Raw genomic sequence first — 15,631 nt, 5'->3', positions numbered from 1 at the left:
CGTGACAGTCTAGCATGCAGCGTGCCAAACCGCCTTTCGCTCGCCACAAAGCGCGTGCATAGCAACCTGCATTATGTTGACGCAGCGCTCCCGCTACGCGCTCCGCGCGATGATCTTCCTTGGCGGCGCCCCCGCCGGTGGCCCTCCCATCCCGATGACGCGGATCGCCGCCGAGGCGAACGTGCCACGCAAATTCCTCGAGCTGATCCTCGCCGACCTGCGCGAGTCCGGCCTGTTGCACAGCCATCGCGGCAAGATGGGCGGCTATCGCCTGTCGCGGCCGAGCCATCTGATTTCGCTTGGCGAGATCATCCGGATCATCGAGGGGCCGCTAGCGCTGGTACCGTGCGTAAGCCGGACCGCATACCGCCCGTGCCTCGACTGCAAGAGCGAAGCCGACTGCGCGATCCGCTATGCGATGATGCGCGTTCGGGACGAGACCGCGCGGATCCTGGATGGGACGAGCCTCGCGGATGCCAACGCCGAGGATCTCGTAGCGGCGTAACTCTATCCTTCTCCCCCCGGGGAGAAGGTGGCGCGGCAGCGCCGGATGAGGGGGCGTTGGGATGTAACGTCCCGAGCCTCAAGCCCTCACCCTTCCGTCGCCTACGGCTCCTCCCTCCCTCTCCCCGCAGGGGAAGAGGGACAGGCTGTCGTTACCCTCGCGCCTTCAACTCGTCGCGGATCTCGCGGAGCAGCGCGATCTCGACGGGCTCCGGCGCCGGTGCGACGACAACCGCCTCTTCCTCACGCTTCAACCTTGCCGTCTCGCGCTCGATCAGCGCCGCGGTCCGGTTCACCACGCGCAGGATCATGAAGATGATCCCCGCGACGATCACGAAATTGACCAGCTGCGTCGCGAACGCGCCATATCCGAGCAACGGCACCCCCGCCTTCTTCAACGCCGCATAATCGCTAAACGAGCCGACGTAGTTCGCCGGCACCGGCCCCATCCGCCAGAAATAACTCGAGAAATCGAGCCCGCCGAAAATCTTGCCGATCACCGGCATCAGCACGTCGTCGGTGAGCGAGGTGACGATCTTGCCGAACGCCGCGCCGATGATCACCGCGATGGCGAGATCGAGCACGTTGCCGCGCATGATGAACGCCTTAAATTCTTTAAACACCGGCGAATTCCTTGAGCATCTACGCCCCCTCTGTTGCACCACCGACGCTAACCACCGATTTCGGTTTCGCCAACCCTCGCGACTGTCCTATGAGGGTGATACAGGTATTCAGGAGAGCCCCGATGTCACGTGCCCCAATCGCCCGCGGTACCGCCGCCATCCTCCTCGCATCGGCGCTGGCCGGATGCGGGATCAACAGCATTCCGACCGCGGAAGAGACCGCAAAGGCGCGCTGGGCCGACGTCCAGAACAATTATCAACGCCGCGCCGACCTGATCCCCAACCTCGTCGCGACCGTGAAGGCCGCGGGCGCGCAGGAGAAGGACATTCTCGTCCAAGTGACGCAGGCGCGCTCCGCCGCGAACTCCGTGCAGGTTTCGGCCGCCGATCTGTCCGATCCGGCGAAGATGGAGCAGTATCAGCGCGTCCAGGGTGCGGTCGGCGTGTCGCTCCAGCGCTTGCAGGAGGCGTATCCCGAGCTGAAGAGCCAGGCCAACTACACCACGCTGATGAGCCAGCTGGAGGGCACCGAGAACCGCATCACGATCGCGCGGCGCGATTACAACGGCGCGGTGCAGGCGTACAACACCAAGATCCGCACCTTCCCCGACGCGGTCGGCGCGAAGATCTTCTACGGTGCCAAGCCGATGGTGCCGTTCTCGGCCACCACGCCGGGTGCCGAGACCGCACCGACGGTGAACTTCGGCAACGCGAGCTGATCGGGGCATCATGCTCCGCCATCTCCTGACGCTGGCGTGCGCGGTGCTGCTGGGAAGCGGCGCCGCAACCGCGCAGACCTTCCCGAAGTTCACCGGCTTCGTCGTCGACACCGCGAACGTCATCCCGCCCGATCAGGAAGCGGCGCTGACCAAGCGGCTCGACGACCTGCAAAAGACGACCGGCAACCAGTTGGTGGTCGCGACGGTGCCCGATCTCGAAGGCTATCCGATCGAGGATTACGGCAATCGCCTGCTGCGGAGCTGGGGCGTCGGGCTGAAGGACGCGAACAACGGCGCGATCCTGCTCGTCGCGCCGAACGACCGGAAGGTGCGGATCGAGGTCGGCTACGGCCTCGAGCCGGTGCTGACCGATGCGTTCTCCAGCGTCGTCATCAACCAGCAGATCCTGCCGCGCTTCAAGGCGGGCGACATCCCCGGCGGCATCGTCGCGGGGACGAACGCGGTCGCGGACCAGCTTGCGCTGCCTGATGCCGAGGCACGCGCGAAAGTCACGGCGGCAGCGGCGGAGTATGACAAGACGCATCGTCGCTCCAATTCGGGCGGCGGCGGCGTGCCGATCGGGCTGATCTTCTTCGGGATCGTGCTGGCGGCGATCGTCATTCCAATGATCTCGCGGCGCGCGGGCGGCAAGCATTACGTCGATGGCGGCAGCTGGAGCGGTGGCAGCGGCGCCTTGCCGATCGTGTTGTGGAGCATCGCCGATGCGATGACTCGTGGCGGCGGTAGTGGCGGCGGCGGAGGCTGGGGCGGTGGCGGCGACAGCGGTGATGGCGGCTGGGGCGGCGGTGGTTTTGGTGGCGGCGGCGGTGGATCCGGCGGCGGCGGCGGCGCATCGGGGGGATGGTGACATGCGGTTGAGCGACACCGACCACGACCGCGTCACCGCGGCGGTCACCCGGGCGGAGACCGCGACGACCGGCGAGATCGTCACGATTGTCGCACGGCAGTCCGATGCCTATCATGACGTGTCGATGCACTGGGGCGTGCTGGCGATGCTGCTGACGCTGGCGTTGCTCGCATATCACCCGGTCGCGGCGGACCATATCTATGCGCGGGTCGATCCCTGGCAAGCGGCACCGCAGGGTGCGCTGTACGTGGTGGCACTCGTGCTGGTGACCTTGGTGTTCTTGGGCGTACGGCTGGTGCTGGCGTGGACACCGGCGCGGCTTGCGCTGACGCCGGGCGCGACCAAGGCGCGGCGCGTGCGGCGGCGGGCTCTGCTCCTGTTCCGTGCGGGTGCCGAGAAGCGTACCAAGGGCTCGACCGGCGTGCTGCTGTACCTGTCGCTGGCCGAGCACCGTGCCGAGATCATCGCCGACGACGCGATTCACTCGCGCGTGCCGAACGAGACCTGGGGTGCGGCGATGGCGGCGGTGCTGGCCGGCGTGCGCGACGATCGTCCCGCCGACGGCATGGCGGATGCCGTCGCGCAGATCGGCGCGGTGCTGGCCGAGCATTTTCCGCGGACCGGTGCGCCGGTGAACGAACTTCCGGACAGGCTGATCGAACTATGAGCAAGACCGTATGGGCCGGGAAATTCCTGACCGTGCAGACCGAGGGCACGTGGGAATTCGCCGCGCGCCAGGGCGAGATCGCGGCGGCGGTGATCATCGCGATCGACGACGGCGATGTGATCCTGGTGGAGCAGTTCCGCGTGCCGTTGGGGCGGGCTTGCCTGGAGCTACCGGCGGGGTTGGTGGGTGACGAGACCGCGGGCGAGAGCGTCGCGGTGGCGGCCGGACGCGAGCTGGAGGAAGAGACCGGCTACCGCGCCGACGCGATCGAGGATCTGGGGGTGTTCTATTCGTCGCCGGGGATGACGTCGGAATGCTTCACGCTGGTCCGCGCGACCGGGCTGACGAAGGTGAGCGATGGCGGCGGCGATGGCGACGAGAATATCACCGTGCACCGGGTGCCGCTGGCGGACGTGCCGGCGTTCGTGGCCGAGAAGCGGAAGGCGGGCGTGGCGATCGACACCAAGATGCTGCTGATCCTGGCGGGATCGATTCTCTAACCGACAGTTGTTTCCCCGCCAAGGCGGGGACCCAGACTGGGCTCCCGCCTTCGCGGGAGAACAAGTTAGTGGGACGCCCGCGGCTTACTTGAAATTGTCGGCGTAACTCTGCAGCTTCAGAGTCTTTTGCGGCGCCGGCACTACCGTGTAGCCGACCCCCTCGCGCTCGCAGTGCGCGATCGCCGCCTCTGCGGTCGGGAACAGCAGGCGGAGCTGGTCGCGGGTGTCGCCGCTGCCGGCCCAGCCGGTGAGCGGGTCGGGGCGCTTGGGCTCCGAGGGTTCGAATTCGAGCTGCCAGGCGTCGGTTCGGTGCTTGCCGGACTGCATGGCGTTCTTGGGGCGTTGGAAGATACGGGCGGTTGGCATGAGTCCCCCTTATCGCGAACCGGCGGCCCTTGCATCTGCCTTTTTCGTGCGCAGCGTGGCGGACGCCGCGGCGGGGTCGTCGGGCCAGGGGTGCTTGGGGTAGCGGCCACGCATTTCCTTCGCCACCGCGGTCCAGCTGCCCGCCCAGAAACCGGGGAGGTCGCGCGTCGTCTGGATCGGGCGGCCGGCGGGGGATGTGAGGCTCAACACTAGCGGCACACGGGCCTCCCCGATCGTCGGATGCACCGCGAGGCCGAACAGGGCCTGGACGCGGAGCTCGACGCGCGGGCCGCCTTCGGCTGCGTAATCGATCACATGCGTGCTGCCGGCGGGACTGGTGAAGTCGGGTGGCCCGAGGCGGTTGACAGTCTGCATCGCGTCCCAGCCGAGCAGGTTGCGCAAGGCTTCGGCGAGCGCGCCGGGGACGATCGCGTCGAGTCGGCGCTTGCCGGTCAGGAGCGGGGCGAGCCATTCGTCGACGCGGTCGAGCAGGGTTTCGTCGTCGAGCGGTACGCCCGCATAGGCGGCACGGTCGCGCAGGGCTCGGGCGCCATCGCTCCACGGTAGCAGCGCGAAGCCGTGCTCGCGGACGCCGTCGATGAGCGCGGCGAGGATCGCGTCGGGGTCGGCGCCGCTGTCGGGGCCGCTCGACAGGCGGATCGCGCCGAGGCGGCGTTCGCGGAGGGTTTGGATGCCGCCGGTCGTCGGGTCGAACGTGACGGTGCGGCGGGAGTCGATGCGGTCGGCGAAGAGGGTTTCGACGGTCGCCTGCTCGATCGCCACGGCTGATAGAATGCGCGCGCCGGCCGCCGAGCCCTGCGTGTCGGCGACGGCGAGCCATTCGGAGCGGGCGAGCGGCGAGGTCGGGTCGAGCTTGAACCCGCGGCCGCCGACCGACGCCCAGGTTTCGCCGGACGGGTCACGGCGGCGTGCGACCCGGTCAGGGAAGCCAAGCGCAACGCAAACCTCTGCTCCCCTCCCGCTTGCGGGAGGGGTCGGGGGAGGGGCTGACCCAGCAATGCCGCGCGCTTGGGGTATGTCGCGCCCTCCCCCAACCCCTCCCGCAAGCGGGAGGGGAGCAAGGCGCGCCCAGCGATCGGCCATCGCTCTTGCCGCTTGCGCCTTGGCCCCACGTTCGGTTTTCCAGCGGCGGAGGCGGGTTTCTAGATCGACGTCCTGACCTCCAATGCCGCGTTCGCCGAGCAGGACTGCGATCTGGGCTGCAACCGGCGCCAAGCCGCGCTCACCCGCCCGCAGAAGCATGTGCGCCAGTCTCGGCGGCATCGGCAGCTTGGCGATCGCGCGGCCATGCGGAGTTGGGCGGCCATCCTCGATCGCCTCCAGCGTCGTCAGCCGCGCCATCGCCTCGTCGATAGCCGCGGCGGGGGGCGGATCGATCCAACGGAGGTCTCGCGGATCGCCCACGCCCCACAGCGCGCACGCCAGCACCAGCGCAGACAGGTCCGCCTCCAGGATTTCAGGCGGGTCGTAGCGTGGGAGGCCGGCAGTCGCAGCTTCTTCCCACAAGCGATACGCGATGCCCGCCCCGAGGCGCGCGGCGCGGCCGGCGCGTTGCGTGACGGCCGCCTGGCTCGCACGTTCGGTGACCAAGCGCGTCATGCCGGCGGCGCGGTCGTAGCGGGGGCGTCTCGCGAGGCCGGAGTCGACGACGATGCGGATGCCGTCGAGCGTCAGGCTGGTCTCGGCGATACTGGTGGCGAGCACGACCTTCCGCCGTCCGTCTGGTTCGGGCAGGATCGCGGCGCGCTGCGCTGCGGGGTCGAGGCTGCCGTGGAGTTCGTGCAGGACGATGTCGTTGGACAGATTGGCGACACGGTCGGCGGTGCGTTCGATCTCCGCGACGCCGGGAAGGAAGGCGAGCACGCCCCCCTCCGCTTCGCCGAGTGCGCGGCGGATCGCGGCGGCGACCGAGTCCTCGATGCGGAGTTCGGCTTGACGGCCGATGTGGCGGAGGGTCAGCGGATAGCTTCGGCCTTCGCTCTCGATGACGGGGGCGCCGTCCATGAGTGCGGCGAACCTTGCGCCGTCCAAGGTTGCGGACATCGCGACGATGCGGAGATCGGGGCGGAAGCCGGCCTGAACGTCGAGCGCCAGCGCGAGGCCGAAATCGCCATCCAGGCTGCGCTCGTGGACTTCGTCGAACAGCACGGCCGAGACGCCGGCAAGTTCGGGATCGGCCTGGATGCGTGCGACGAAGATGCCCTCCGTGATGACCGTCACGCGGGTGGCAGCGGAGCGTTTGCTGTCCATGCGGGTGGCGTAGCCGAAGGTCTGGCCGACGGGTTCGCCCGCGGTGGAGGCCATGCGTTCGGCGGCAGCACGCGCGGCCAGGCGCCGGGGGGAGAGGAGGAGAATTTCGCCGGTGCACCAGGGTTCGGTGAGGAGAGCCGGCGCTACTGCGGTGGTCTTGCCCGCACCTGGAGGGGCGACGAGGACCGCGGAAGTGCGGTCGCGAAGGGTGGCGAGAAGTTCGGGAAGTACGGCTAGGATCGGGAGCGGCGGCGCGGTCATGCGCGCCTGCTGCCACAGTAGCGGAGTTGGCGACAGGTTTTGCTTGGGCGGTCCCTTGGGAAGGTGCGGGTTCAAACCGATGATTGCGCGCTTTCGATTCCCCCCCCGCCAGGGGGGAGGTGTCAGGCACTTGCCTGACGGAGGGGGCGGTAAGCGACGACCTCATCTCCGTGTCCTCCCCTCCGTCACCTTCCGTGCCACTTCCCCCCGGCGTGGGAGGATCGAGAAGTTGGCGACCGTTTGGGAGCGGGGTTACGTCCCCTCCTCCGTCATGCCGGGCTTGTTCCGGCATCCACCGTTCCGCAGGCTCGCCGGCCTTGGAGTTTGCGGAACGGTGGACCCCGGAACAGGTCCGGGGTGACGGAGTGGGAAGCTCAGCCCGCTAACGATGCAACCCTACGGCGATAATACCACCCCGGCGGAGACCGGGGCCCAATCGGGGACGGCAGTAACTTCGGGCGGCTTCTCGTTACATCGACCTTTCCAATTGGGCCCCGGCCTTCGCCGGGGAGGTGTGCAGGCAACGGGCCGCGCCTTACGCCCCCTCACCCCCCGCCCTGTCCCAACCACCACACCACCGAAGGCTGGCAAGCGCCCGCGAACCTGCTAGACGCTGCGGCAGTAATCATGGCGTCCGATCCCTCCCCCACCTCGACGACGGCGACAGGCCGCACTTCCGACCGGCTGCGCGGCAGGGTCGCGCGCGCGTGGGCGAGTCGGTGGACCAAGGCGGCGTTGGTGCTGGTGGTGCTTGGCTTCGTCGCGATCTTCGCGTTCTGGTTTGCGGTCATGCGCGACCTGCCGTCGGTCGACACGCTGCGGACGTACGAGCCACCGCTGCCGACCAATGTCCGCGGAATCGATGGCGCGCCGATCCACAGCTATGCCCGCGAACGCCGCGTCGAGCTCAGCTACGCCGAATATCCGCCGCTGCTCGTGAAGGCGTTCCTCGCCGCCGAGGACAAGTCGTTCTTCGAACATCACGGCGTCGATTATCCCGGCCTCGCCGGCGCGGTGTATGACTATGCGACCAAGCTCGGCACCGGCAAGCGCGCCAAGGGCGGCTCGACGATCACCCAGCAGGTCGCCAAGAACCTGTTGATCGGCAACGCCTATTCGCCATCGCGCAAACTGCGCGAGGCGGTGCTGGCATACAAGATCGAGGATACGCTGACCAAGGAGCAAATCCTCGAGCTGTACCTCAACCAGATCGCGCTCGGCCGTAACGCGTTCGGCGTCGAGGCGGCGAGCCATGCGTATTTCGACAAGGAGCTCGACCAGCTCGATCTCGCGCAGATGGCGTATCTCGCGATCCTGCCCAAGGGTCCGTCGAACTACGATCCGGTGCGCAACACCGAGAAGGCGATGACGCGGCGCAACTATGTGCTCAACCGGATGCTCGACAACGGCTTCATCACGCGCGCGCAGCATGACCAGGCGAATGCCGAGCCGCTCGGTGCGGTGATGCGGCGCACGCCCAAGTTCGAGAGCGTCGGCGGCTATTTCGTCGAGGAAGTGCGTCGCCAGCTGATGGCGAAGTTCGGCGAGAACGCGAAGGATGGTCCGTACAGCGTCTATTCGGGCGGCCTATGGGTGCGGACCTCGTTCGACGCGAAGTTGCAGGATCTCGCGCAGCAGGCGTTGCGCGATGGTCTGGTGCGGTTCGACAGCGGGCGCGGCTGGAACGGTCCGATCCGCCATGTCGAGATCGAGGACGACAACTGGCTCCAGCCTTTGCTCAACAGCAACATCGCGCTCGATTACCGGGACTGGGTCGCGGCGATCGTCACGGGCAAGGACGGCAACACGTGGAGCCTCGGCTTCCGCACCGGCAAGACCGGCACGCTGCCGCGCTACGCCGCGCAAATGCCGGTGCGCGGCAAGGGCGGCAACGCGTTCGGCGCGATCAAGGTTGGCGACATCATCGCGGTAGCGCCCGACGGCGGAGAGTTCTCACTGCGGGCGATTCCCAAGGTCTCGGGCGCGTTCGTCGTTGAGGAGCCCGCGTCGGGCCGCGTTCTGGCGATGCAGGGCGGCTTCGACGACCGCTTGCAGGCGTTCAACCGCGCGACTCAGGCGATGCGCCAGCCGGGTTCGACGATCAAGCCGATCGTCTATTCCGCCGCACTCGACAACGGCATGACGCCCGCGTCGATCATCGTCGACGGGCCGTTCTGCGTCTATCAGGGCGCACGGCTCGGGCAAAAATGCTTCCGCAACTTCGGCAATTCGCGCGGGTCCGGCCCGCACACGATGCGCTGGGGCATCGAGCAGTCGCGCAACCTGATGACGGTGCGCGCCGCCGCGCAGACCGGCATGCCGAAAGTCGTCGCGACGATCAAGAAGATGGGCGTCGGCGATTATGCGCCGTATCTCTCCTACGCACTCGGCGCCGGCGAGACGACCGTCGGGCGGATGGTCAACGCGTATTCGATCCTCGCCAACAACGGCAAGGGCGGCCCGCCGTCGCTGATCGACTTCGTCCAGGACCGCCACGGCAAGGTGATCTGGCCCGAGAATTGGCGGCCCTGCGATCGCTGCAACGCGCCTGACTGGGACGGCAAGCCGATGCCGCGGCCGATCACGCGTCAGCGCCAGGTGCTCGACGCGATGACCGCGTACCAGATGGTCCACATCACCGAAGGCGTGGTCCAGCGCGGCACTGCGGTGACGTTGCGCGATCTCGACCGGCCGATGTTCGGCAAGACCGGCACGAACAACGGCCCGACCGACGTGTGGTTCGTCGGGGGCACGCCGCAGTTCGTCGGCGGCCTATATATCGGGTTCGACACGCCGAAGAACCTTGGCGGCGCAGCGCAGGGCGGCACGCTCGCCGCGCCGATCTTCAAGCAGTTCGCGGTCAAGGCGTATGAGGACCTGCCCAAGCTGCCGTTCCGCGCACCTGCCGGGATCCGCATGGTCCGGATCGATCGCGGTAGCGGCCGTCCGGTCTATGGCACGTGGCCCGACACCAGCGATCCCAAACCCGCGGTGATCTGGGAAGCGTTCAAGCCCGAGAGCGAACCACGGCGTGCCGCACGACGCTCCGATGTCGCCCCCACGGCTGCTACGACGACGACCGCGGTGAAGAAGGCCGAAGCCCTGCGCGACAGCGATTTCTTGCAAAGACAAGGCGGAATCTACTAGCGCGCTTATATAGACGTCATCCCAGCGCCCGCCGGAGACCCGCCCCGCTCGCTTGGGACGGCGATCCCGGCCTCCGCCGGGAAGACGGAATTTTTGGAGAATATCATGCGCGCCGAAGCGCAGGCTCACGTAGACACCATCAACGACGCGCTGGCGCTGCTGCGCCGCTTCCTCGACTGGGACCGCGCGCTGCGTCGTCTCGACGAGCTGAACGCGCGCGTCGAGGATCAGGCGCTCTGGTCCGATCCCAAGGCCGCGCAGGAGGTGATGCGCGAGCGTCGTCGTCTCGACGAGGCGATCAGCGCAACGCGTGCGATTCAAAGTGAGCTTAGCGACACCGCCGAGCTGATCGAGATGGCGGAGGCCGAAGGCGATACCGCGATGGAGGCGGACGGCGTCGCCGCGCTCGCCGAACTCGCCGCGCGGGCCGACCGGGACAAGATCAAGGCGTTGCTCGCGGGCGAGGCCGATGCCAACGACACCTATATCGAGGTGAACGCCGGCGCCGGTGGGACCGAGAGCCAGGACTGGGCAGGCATGCTCAGCCGGATGTATTCGCGCTGGGGCGAGCGCCACGGTCTGAAGGTTGAACTGGTCGACCAGCATTCGGGTGAGCAGGCCGGGATCAAGTCCGCGACGCTGCTGCTCAAGGGCGAGAACGCGTACGGTTACGCCAAGACCGAGAGCGGCGTGCACCGGCTGGTGCGGATCAGCCCGTACGACTCGGCGGCGCGGCGGCACACGTCGTTCGCCAGCGTCTGGGTGTATCCGGTCGTCGATGACAATATCGAGGTCGAGTACAACGAGAGCGACCTGCGCATCGACACCTACCGCGCGTCGGGCGCCGGCGGCCAGCACATCAACACGACCGACTCGGCGGTGCGCATCACGCACATTCCGACCGGCATCGTCGTGCAGTGCCAGAACCAGCGCTCGCAGCACAAGAACAAGGCCGAGGCGTACAATCAGCTCCGCGCACGTCTGTACGAGCGCGAACTGGCGATCCGCGAGACTGCGGCGAATGCCGAGAACGCCGGCAAGACCGACATCGGCTGGGGGCACCAAATCCGCTCGTACGTGCTTCAGCCGTACCAGATGGTGAAGGACCTGCGCACCGGCGTGGTCTCGACCAGCCCGTCGGACGTGCTCGACGGCGACCTCGAGATGTTCATGGCGGCGGCGCTGTCGCAGCGCGTGACCGGCGAGGCCGTCGAGGTGGAGGACGTCGATTGAGCTTGCGGGGTGCCCTTGCCCTGATGGTCCTGCCGATGCTCGTGCTCGGCGCGTGTGATGGCAGCAAGCCGCTGATCAAGCGCGAGCCCAAGGAGCCGGTGTTCCCGGCGGCTGATCGCCCGGTCGCGTCGATCGTCTCGGCGCGCTGGTCGAACGAGGAAGCGCGCGACCGGCTCAATGAGGCTGGCGAGGTCATGAACAAGGCCGAGATCCGCAAGGGCATGACGGTCGCGGACATCGGCGCGGGCGAAGGCTATTACACGATCCGCATGGCCGCCCGCGTCGGCAAGACCGGCCGCGTACTGGCCGAAGACATCCTCCCCGCCGTCCGCGACCAGCTTGCCGAACGCGTCGCGCGCGAGGATCTGGCGAACGTCAGCGTCAAGCTCGGCGAGGCGAACGACCCCAAGTTGCCGGAGGCCAGCTTCGACCGCGTCGTGATGGTCCACATGTATCACGAGATCGAGCAGCCCTACGAGTTCCTGTGGCGGCTGCGGCCGTCGCTGAAGCCCGACGGGCTGGTGGTGGTGGTCGACGCGAACCGCCCGACGCAGAACCACGGCACGCCGCCCGCGCTGTTGAAATGCGAGTTCGCCTCGGTGGGGTATACGCAAGTGGACATGGACGACATGCCGTCCGCCGGGGGGTATCTCGCGACGTTCCGCGCGACCGGCCCGCGGCCCGCGCCGGAAGCGATCCGGGCGTGCCGGCTGAAGTGAGGTTGGGTTCGGCTTTGGAGTCGCTATCGGAGCCGCTAATTTGACGAATTGCGCCACCCCGGCGGAGGCCGGGGCCCAATTGGGGGACGTTGCCAACTCCGCGCAGTTTGCAGTTACTTCGACCTTTCCAATTGGGCCCCGGCCTTCGCCGGGGTGGTGCGTTTGGGGTTAGTGTTCCTCACACCACGCCCATCGCGCGGAGGCTCGTCACCTGCTCTTCAGCGATCACCAAGTGATCGAGCAACACCACCTCCAACGTCCGCAACCCCGCCGCCAGCGCCCGCGTGAACGCCACGTCCCGCTTGCTCGGCGTCGCATCCCCGCTCGGATGGTTGTGCGCGAGGATCACCCCGTGAGCCCCGAACGCCAGCGCATCCACCGCGACCGTCCGGATCGATATTACCACCTGATTTCGCCCCCCGACGACATGCCGCATCCCGAGAAGCCTCCGATTCGGATCAAGATACGCGACCGCCACCGTCTCTACCGTGGCATCACGCAGCCCGACGAACAGCGCGCGCGCCGCGGCAAGGTCGGCAATACGAGGGGAAGGCACGGGCGACGGCAGCACATACCCGCCTGCCCCGCGGCACCGGCGACCGCACGCGCAACTACATCCGCTTGAGCCCCCGCCCCCGCGCCGCTACGCCCCTGCCATGCGCCAATATCTAGACCTCATGGACCGCGTACTCTCGACCGGCGTCGAGACGATGGACCGTACCGGCACCGGCACGCTCAGCGTGTTCGGCGCGCAGATGCGCTTCGATCTCGCGCAGGGCTTCCCCGTGCTCACCACCAAGAAGCTTCACCTCCGCTCGATCATCGTCGAACTCCTCTGGTTCCTGCGCGGCGACACCAACGTCCGCTGGTTGCAGGAGCGCAAGGTCGCGATCTGGGACGAATGGGCGGACGAGAATGGCGATCTCGGCCCGGTCTACGGCAAGCAATGGCGCGACTGGGTCGCCGCAGATGGCCGTCACATCGACCAGATCGCCGAGCTGATCGCGCAGATCAGGACCAACCCCGCCTCGCGCCGCCAGATCGTCAGCGCGTGGAACCCGGGCGACCTCCACGCGATGGCGCTCGCGCCGTGCCACTGCCTGTTCCAGACGCATGTCGCGAACGGCAAGCTGTCGCTCCAGCTCTACCAGCGCTCGGGCGACATCTTCCTCGGCGTGCCGTTCAACATCGCCAGCTACGCGTTGCTCACGCACATCCTCGCGCAGCAATGCGGGCTCGAGGTCGGCGAGTTCATCTGGACCGGCGGCGATTGCCACCTCTATTCGAACCATCTGGAGCAGGCGCAACTGCAACTGATGCGCTCGCCCGGACCTCTCCCGCGCCTCGAAATTCTCCGGAAACCGGATTCGATCGACGCCTACGCGTATGAGGATTTCGTCCTCCACGACTATTTCGCGCAGGCGCACATCAAGGCCCCCGTCGCGGTCTAAATAGAGAGCGACCCCGCGGCAGCGCCGCGCGACCGAATCGCAATAGGAACCGCGCGTGCGCTGTGCGGTTCAGATGCGCATGGATATCACACAGCTCATTCTCGACGAACACGCGCAGCAGCGCGCACTGTTCGCGCAGATCGATTCGATCGACGCCAAGGACACCGAGGCGCTGTCCGCGCTCTGGACCCGCCTCAAGAACCTGCTCGACGCGCATGCCGAGGCGGAGGAGCGCTTCTTCTACCCGCGGCTGATGAAGATCGGCACCGGCGGCAACGACGCAGACTCGGCCGCAGAGGAGACCGAGGACGCGATCGAGGATCACAACGACATCCGCGACACCGGCCAAGCGGTCGACAAGCACCCGGTCGGCTCGGACGCATGGTTCGAAGCGGTCGGCGAGTGCAACAAGGCGAACAGCGATCATCTGGCCGAGGAAGAACGCCAGGGCCTGACCGATTTCCGCAAGCACGCAACGCTGGAAGAGCGGCATGAACTGGGCGTGCGGTTCGCGGCGTTCGAGGCGAACCATCTGAACGGGGTGAAGGTCGTCGACAAGGATCCCGAGGCGTATGTGAAGGAACACGCGCCGAGCTGAACCACACCGTTTATCTACCACCCCGGCGAAGGCCGGGGCCCAATTGGCAAGGCCGGAGTAACGTAGCGCAGCACTCATCAACGACGTTCCCCAATTGGGCCCCGGCCTTCGCCGGGGTGGAGTTAACGGCGGGATGCCGACGTAAAACGGGAGAGTAGCTCTCCGCCCCCCATTCCGGCATGACCGCCGCATGATCACCTTCTACCTCGCCCGCGCCACCAACGGCGTCATCGGCCGCGACGGGCAACTCCCCTGGCGCATCCCCGCCGACCTCAAGCGCTTCAAGGCGCTGACGATGGGCAAGCCGATGGTGATGGGCCGGAAAACGTTCGAGAGCTTCCCGAGCCCCCTCCCCGGTCGCCGTCACATCGTCCTCACGCGGGGCGACTGGAGCGCTGAGGGCGCAGACGTCGCGCGCTCCGTCGACGAGGCGCTCGCAATGGCGGGCGACGACGTGGCGGTGATCGGTGGCGCGCAGATTTACGCGCAGTTCCTTCCCCACGCGGATCGCATTGAACTGACCGAAGTCCACGCCGCCCCCGACGGCGACGCGACCGTCCCCGCCTTCGACGGCTGGCACGAGATCGCGCGCGAAGACCACCCCGCCGAAAACGACCGCCCGGCCTACAGCTTCGTCACGCTCGCCCGCCCCTAAAGACTGTTCGGGGGAACAAGGTTACGGAAGGACTATCGCCTTTCGCGACGGCTGGTTACTGACCCGCGCATGCAACGTCTCGACGGCGGTGCGGTGCTCCCGTCGTATCTGGCGAACGGGATCGTCGCGCTGGGGAATTTCGATGGATTTCACCTCGGTCACCAAGCGGTGGTCGCGCGCGCGGTCGCCTGGGCGCGGGCCGAGGGGCGTCCGGCGCTGGTGGCGACGTTCGATCCGCATCCGGTCCGCCACTTCCGACCCGACACCCCCCCGTTCCGCCTGACCACGCTCGATCAACGCCTGGAGCTTTTCAAGAAGGCCGGCGCCGATGCGATGGTCGTGTTCAATTTCGACGGCGATCTCGCCGCGCTGACCGCCGAACGCTTCATCACCGAACGGCTCGAACGCAACCTGCGCGTCGCGGGGGTCGTGACCGGCGAGGACTTCACCTTCGGCAAGGGCAAGGGCGGCACAGTCCGCACGCTCGCCTCGCGTGGGCCTGCGCACGGATTTCGCGCGGAAACGGTGAGCGCGATCGAGCTGGAGGGCGAGACCGTCTCGTCCACCCGCATCCGCGAGGCGCTGCGCGCTGGCGACATGGCCACCGCCACCCGCCTGCTGACGCGGCCGTTCGCGATCCAGGGCTTCGTCCAGCACGGCGACAAGGTCGGCCGCACGATCGGCTATCCGACCGCCAATCTCGACATGGGCAATTACCTGCGCCCCGCCTACGGGATCTACGCGGTGACCGGGCGGCTCGAGGACGGGCGCGTGCTAAAGGGCGCCGCGAACCTAGGCATCCGCCCGAGCTTCGATCCACCCAAGGAACTGCTCGAGCCGCATTTCTTCGATTTCGGCGAAGACCTGTACGGCCAGCGGATCGAGGTTTCGCTGATCGAGTATCTCCGCCCGGAAGCGAAGTTCGCCAACATGAACGCGCTCATCACCCAGATGGACGCCGACTGTCAGAGAGCGCACGCGATCCTTGGCGCCTCCCCTCCCTGAAAGGGAGGGGTTGGGGGTGGGTCGGCCCGTTGGCTAGCGCTAGC

At 67.4% G+C, this 15,631-nt stretch carries 16 protein-coding genes; 12 read left to right on the top strand and 4 right to left on the bottom strand.

The annotated features are described in order from the left end of the window. Positions 1-73 precede the first annotated feature (73 nt). Positions 74-505 carry an RrF2 family transcriptional regulator gene (locus ASF09_RS12785; RefSeq protein ID WP_060526568.1) on the top strand — a complete coding sequence of 144 codons (432 nt, stop codon included), beginning with the start codon at positions 74-76 and terminating at the stop codon, positions 503-505. A 151-nt stretch (positions 506-656) separates the two neighbouring features. Here the strand turns inward: ASF09_RS12785 and mscL are convergent, their stop codons facing one another. Then, positions 657-1,127 (bottom strand): large conductance mechanosensitive channel protein MscL, encoded by a 471-nt coding sequence (mscL, locus tag ASF09_RS12780; protein WP_060526567.1) that lies wholly within the window; start codon positions 1,125-1,127, stop codon positions 657-659. 122 nt (positions 1,128-1,249) lie between these two features. Here mscL and ASF09_RS12775 point away from each other — a divergent pair, with 122 nt between their 5' ends. Genes ASF09_RS12775 through ASF09_RS12760 form a run of 4 tightly spaced genes read left to right on the top strand, consistent with a single transcriptional unit; the run spans position 1,250 to position 3,881 of the window. After that, complete coding sequence (locus tag ASF09_RS12775; protein ID WP_060526566.1) at positions 1,250-1,846, top strand: LemA family protein; 597 nt, start codon at positions 1,250-1,252, stop codon at positions 1,844-1,846. 10 nt (positions 1,847-1,856) lie between these two features. Continuing rightward, the gene (locus ASF09_RS12770; protein ID WP_060526565.1) at positions 1,857-2,714 is read left to right on the top strand and encodes a TPM domain-containing protein; all 858 of its coding nucleotides are present in this window, start codon (positions 1,857-1,859) and stop codon (positions 2,712-2,714) included. A gap of 1 nt (position 2,715) precedes the next feature. Then, positions 2,716-3,381, top strand: coding sequence for a TPM domain-containing protein (locus ASF09_RS12765; protein ID WP_060526782.1), 666 nt, complete (start codon positions 2,716-2,718; stop codon positions 3,379-3,381). Next, positions 3,378-3,881 carry an NUDIX hydrolase gene (locus ASF09_RS12760; protein ID WP_060526564.1) on the top strand — a complete coding sequence of 168 codons (504 nt, stop codon included), beginning with the start codon at positions 3,378-3,380 and terminating at the stop codon, positions 3,879-3,881. The genes ASF09_RS12765 and ASF09_RS12760 overlap by 4 nt, the downstream gene beginning before the upstream one ends. Positions 3,882-3,965: 84 nt before the next feature. On the opposite strand, the gene ASF09_RS12755 is transcribed toward ASF09_RS12760, so the two are convergent. Both ASF09_RS12755 and hrpB read right to left on the bottom strand, forming a co-directional pair. Continuing rightward, entirely contained in the window at positions 3,966-4,247 is a 282-nt protein-coding gene (locus tag ASF09_RS12755; RefSeq protein ID WP_060526563.1) for an ETC complex I subunit, read from the bottom strand. Positions 4,248-4,256: 9 nt separating this feature from the next. Then, positions 4,257-6,779: an ATP-dependent helicase HrpB gene (gene hrpB / locus ASF09_RS12750; protein WP_060526562.1), complete on the bottom strand. Its 2,523-nt coding sequence runs from the start codon at positions 6,777-6,779 to the stop codon at positions 4,257-4,259. Positions 6,780-7,406: 627 nt separating this feature from the next. Here hrpB and ASF09_RS12745 point away from each other — a divergent pair. The 3 genes from ASF09_RS12745 (at position 7,407) to ASF09_RS12735 (ending at position 11,878) form a co-directional block, all read left to right on the top strand. After that, a complete protein-coding gene (locus tag ASF09_RS12745) occupies positions 7,407-9,926 on the top strand; it encodes a penicillin-binding protein 1A (protein ID WP_060526561.1) in 2,520 nt (839 codons plus the stop codon). A gap of 105 nt (positions 9,927-10,031) precedes the next feature. Beyond that, positions 10,032-11,159, top strand: a complete 1,128-nt coding sequence (prfB, locus tag ASF09_RS12740; protein WP_060526781.1) for a peptide chain release factor 2 — start codon at positions 10,032-10,034, stop codon at positions 11,157-11,159. A gap of 23 nt (positions 11,160-11,182) precedes the next feature. Next, positions 11,183-11,878: a class I SAM-dependent methyltransferase gene (locus tag ASF09_RS12735; RefSeq protein WP_060526560.1), complete on the top strand. Its 696-nt coding sequence runs from the start codon at positions 11,183-11,185 to the stop codon at positions 11,876-11,878. Positions 11,879-12,056: 178 nt separating this feature from the next. Here ASF09_RS12735 and ASF09_RS12730 read toward each other — a convergent pair whose 3' ends face one another. Next, positions 12,057-12,449 carry a JAB domain-containing protein gene (locus ASF09_RS12730; protein ID WP_060526559.1) on the bottom strand — a complete coding sequence of 131 codons (393 nt, stop codon included), beginning with the start codon at positions 12,447-12,449 and terminating at the stop codon, positions 12,057-12,059. Positions 12,450-12,534: 85 nt separating this feature from the next. Between ASF09_RS12730 and ASF09_RS12725 the strand changes: the two genes are divergently transcribed. The 4 genes from ASF09_RS12725 (at position 12,535) to ASF09_RS12710 (ending at position 15,587) form a co-directional block, all read left to right on the top strand. After that, positions 12,535-13,329 (top strand): thymidylate synthase, encoded by a 795-nt coding sequence (locus tag ASF09_RS12725; protein ID WP_060526558.1) that lies wholly within the window; start codon positions 12,535-12,537, stop codon positions 13,327-13,329. Positions 13,330-13,408: 79 nt separating this feature from the next. Then, positions 13,409-13,927, top strand: a complete 519-nt coding sequence (locus tag ASF09_RS12720) for a hemerythrin domain-containing protein (RefSeq protein ID WP_060526557.1) — start codon at positions 13,409-13,411, stop codon at positions 13,925-13,927. A gap of 190 nt (positions 13,928-14,117) precedes the next feature. Continuing rightward, a complete protein-coding gene (locus ASF09_RS12715; protein WP_060526556.1) occupies positions 14,118-14,582 on the top strand; it encodes a dihydrofolate reductase in 465 nt (154 codons plus the stop codon). 69 nt (positions 14,583-14,651) lie between these two features. Next, the gene (locus ASF09_RS12710; RefSeq protein WP_060526555.1) at positions 14,652-15,587 is read left to right on the top strand and encodes a bifunctional riboflavin kinase/FAD synthetase; all 936 of its coding nucleotides are present in this window, start codon (positions 14,652-14,654) and stop codon (positions 15,585-15,587) included. The last annotated feature ends 44 nt before the right edge of the window (positions 15,588-15,631 follow it).

Origin of the sequence: Sphingomonas sp. Leaf242, assembly GCF_001422045.1 — a bacterium.
Classification (GTDB): domain Bacteria; phylum Pseudomonadota; class Alphaproteobacteria; order Sphingomonadales; family Sphingomonadaceae; genus Sphingomonas.
The sequence above is the reverse complement of the archived record's forward strand: the minus strand, read 5'-3'. Positions and strand labels throughout refer to the sequence as shown.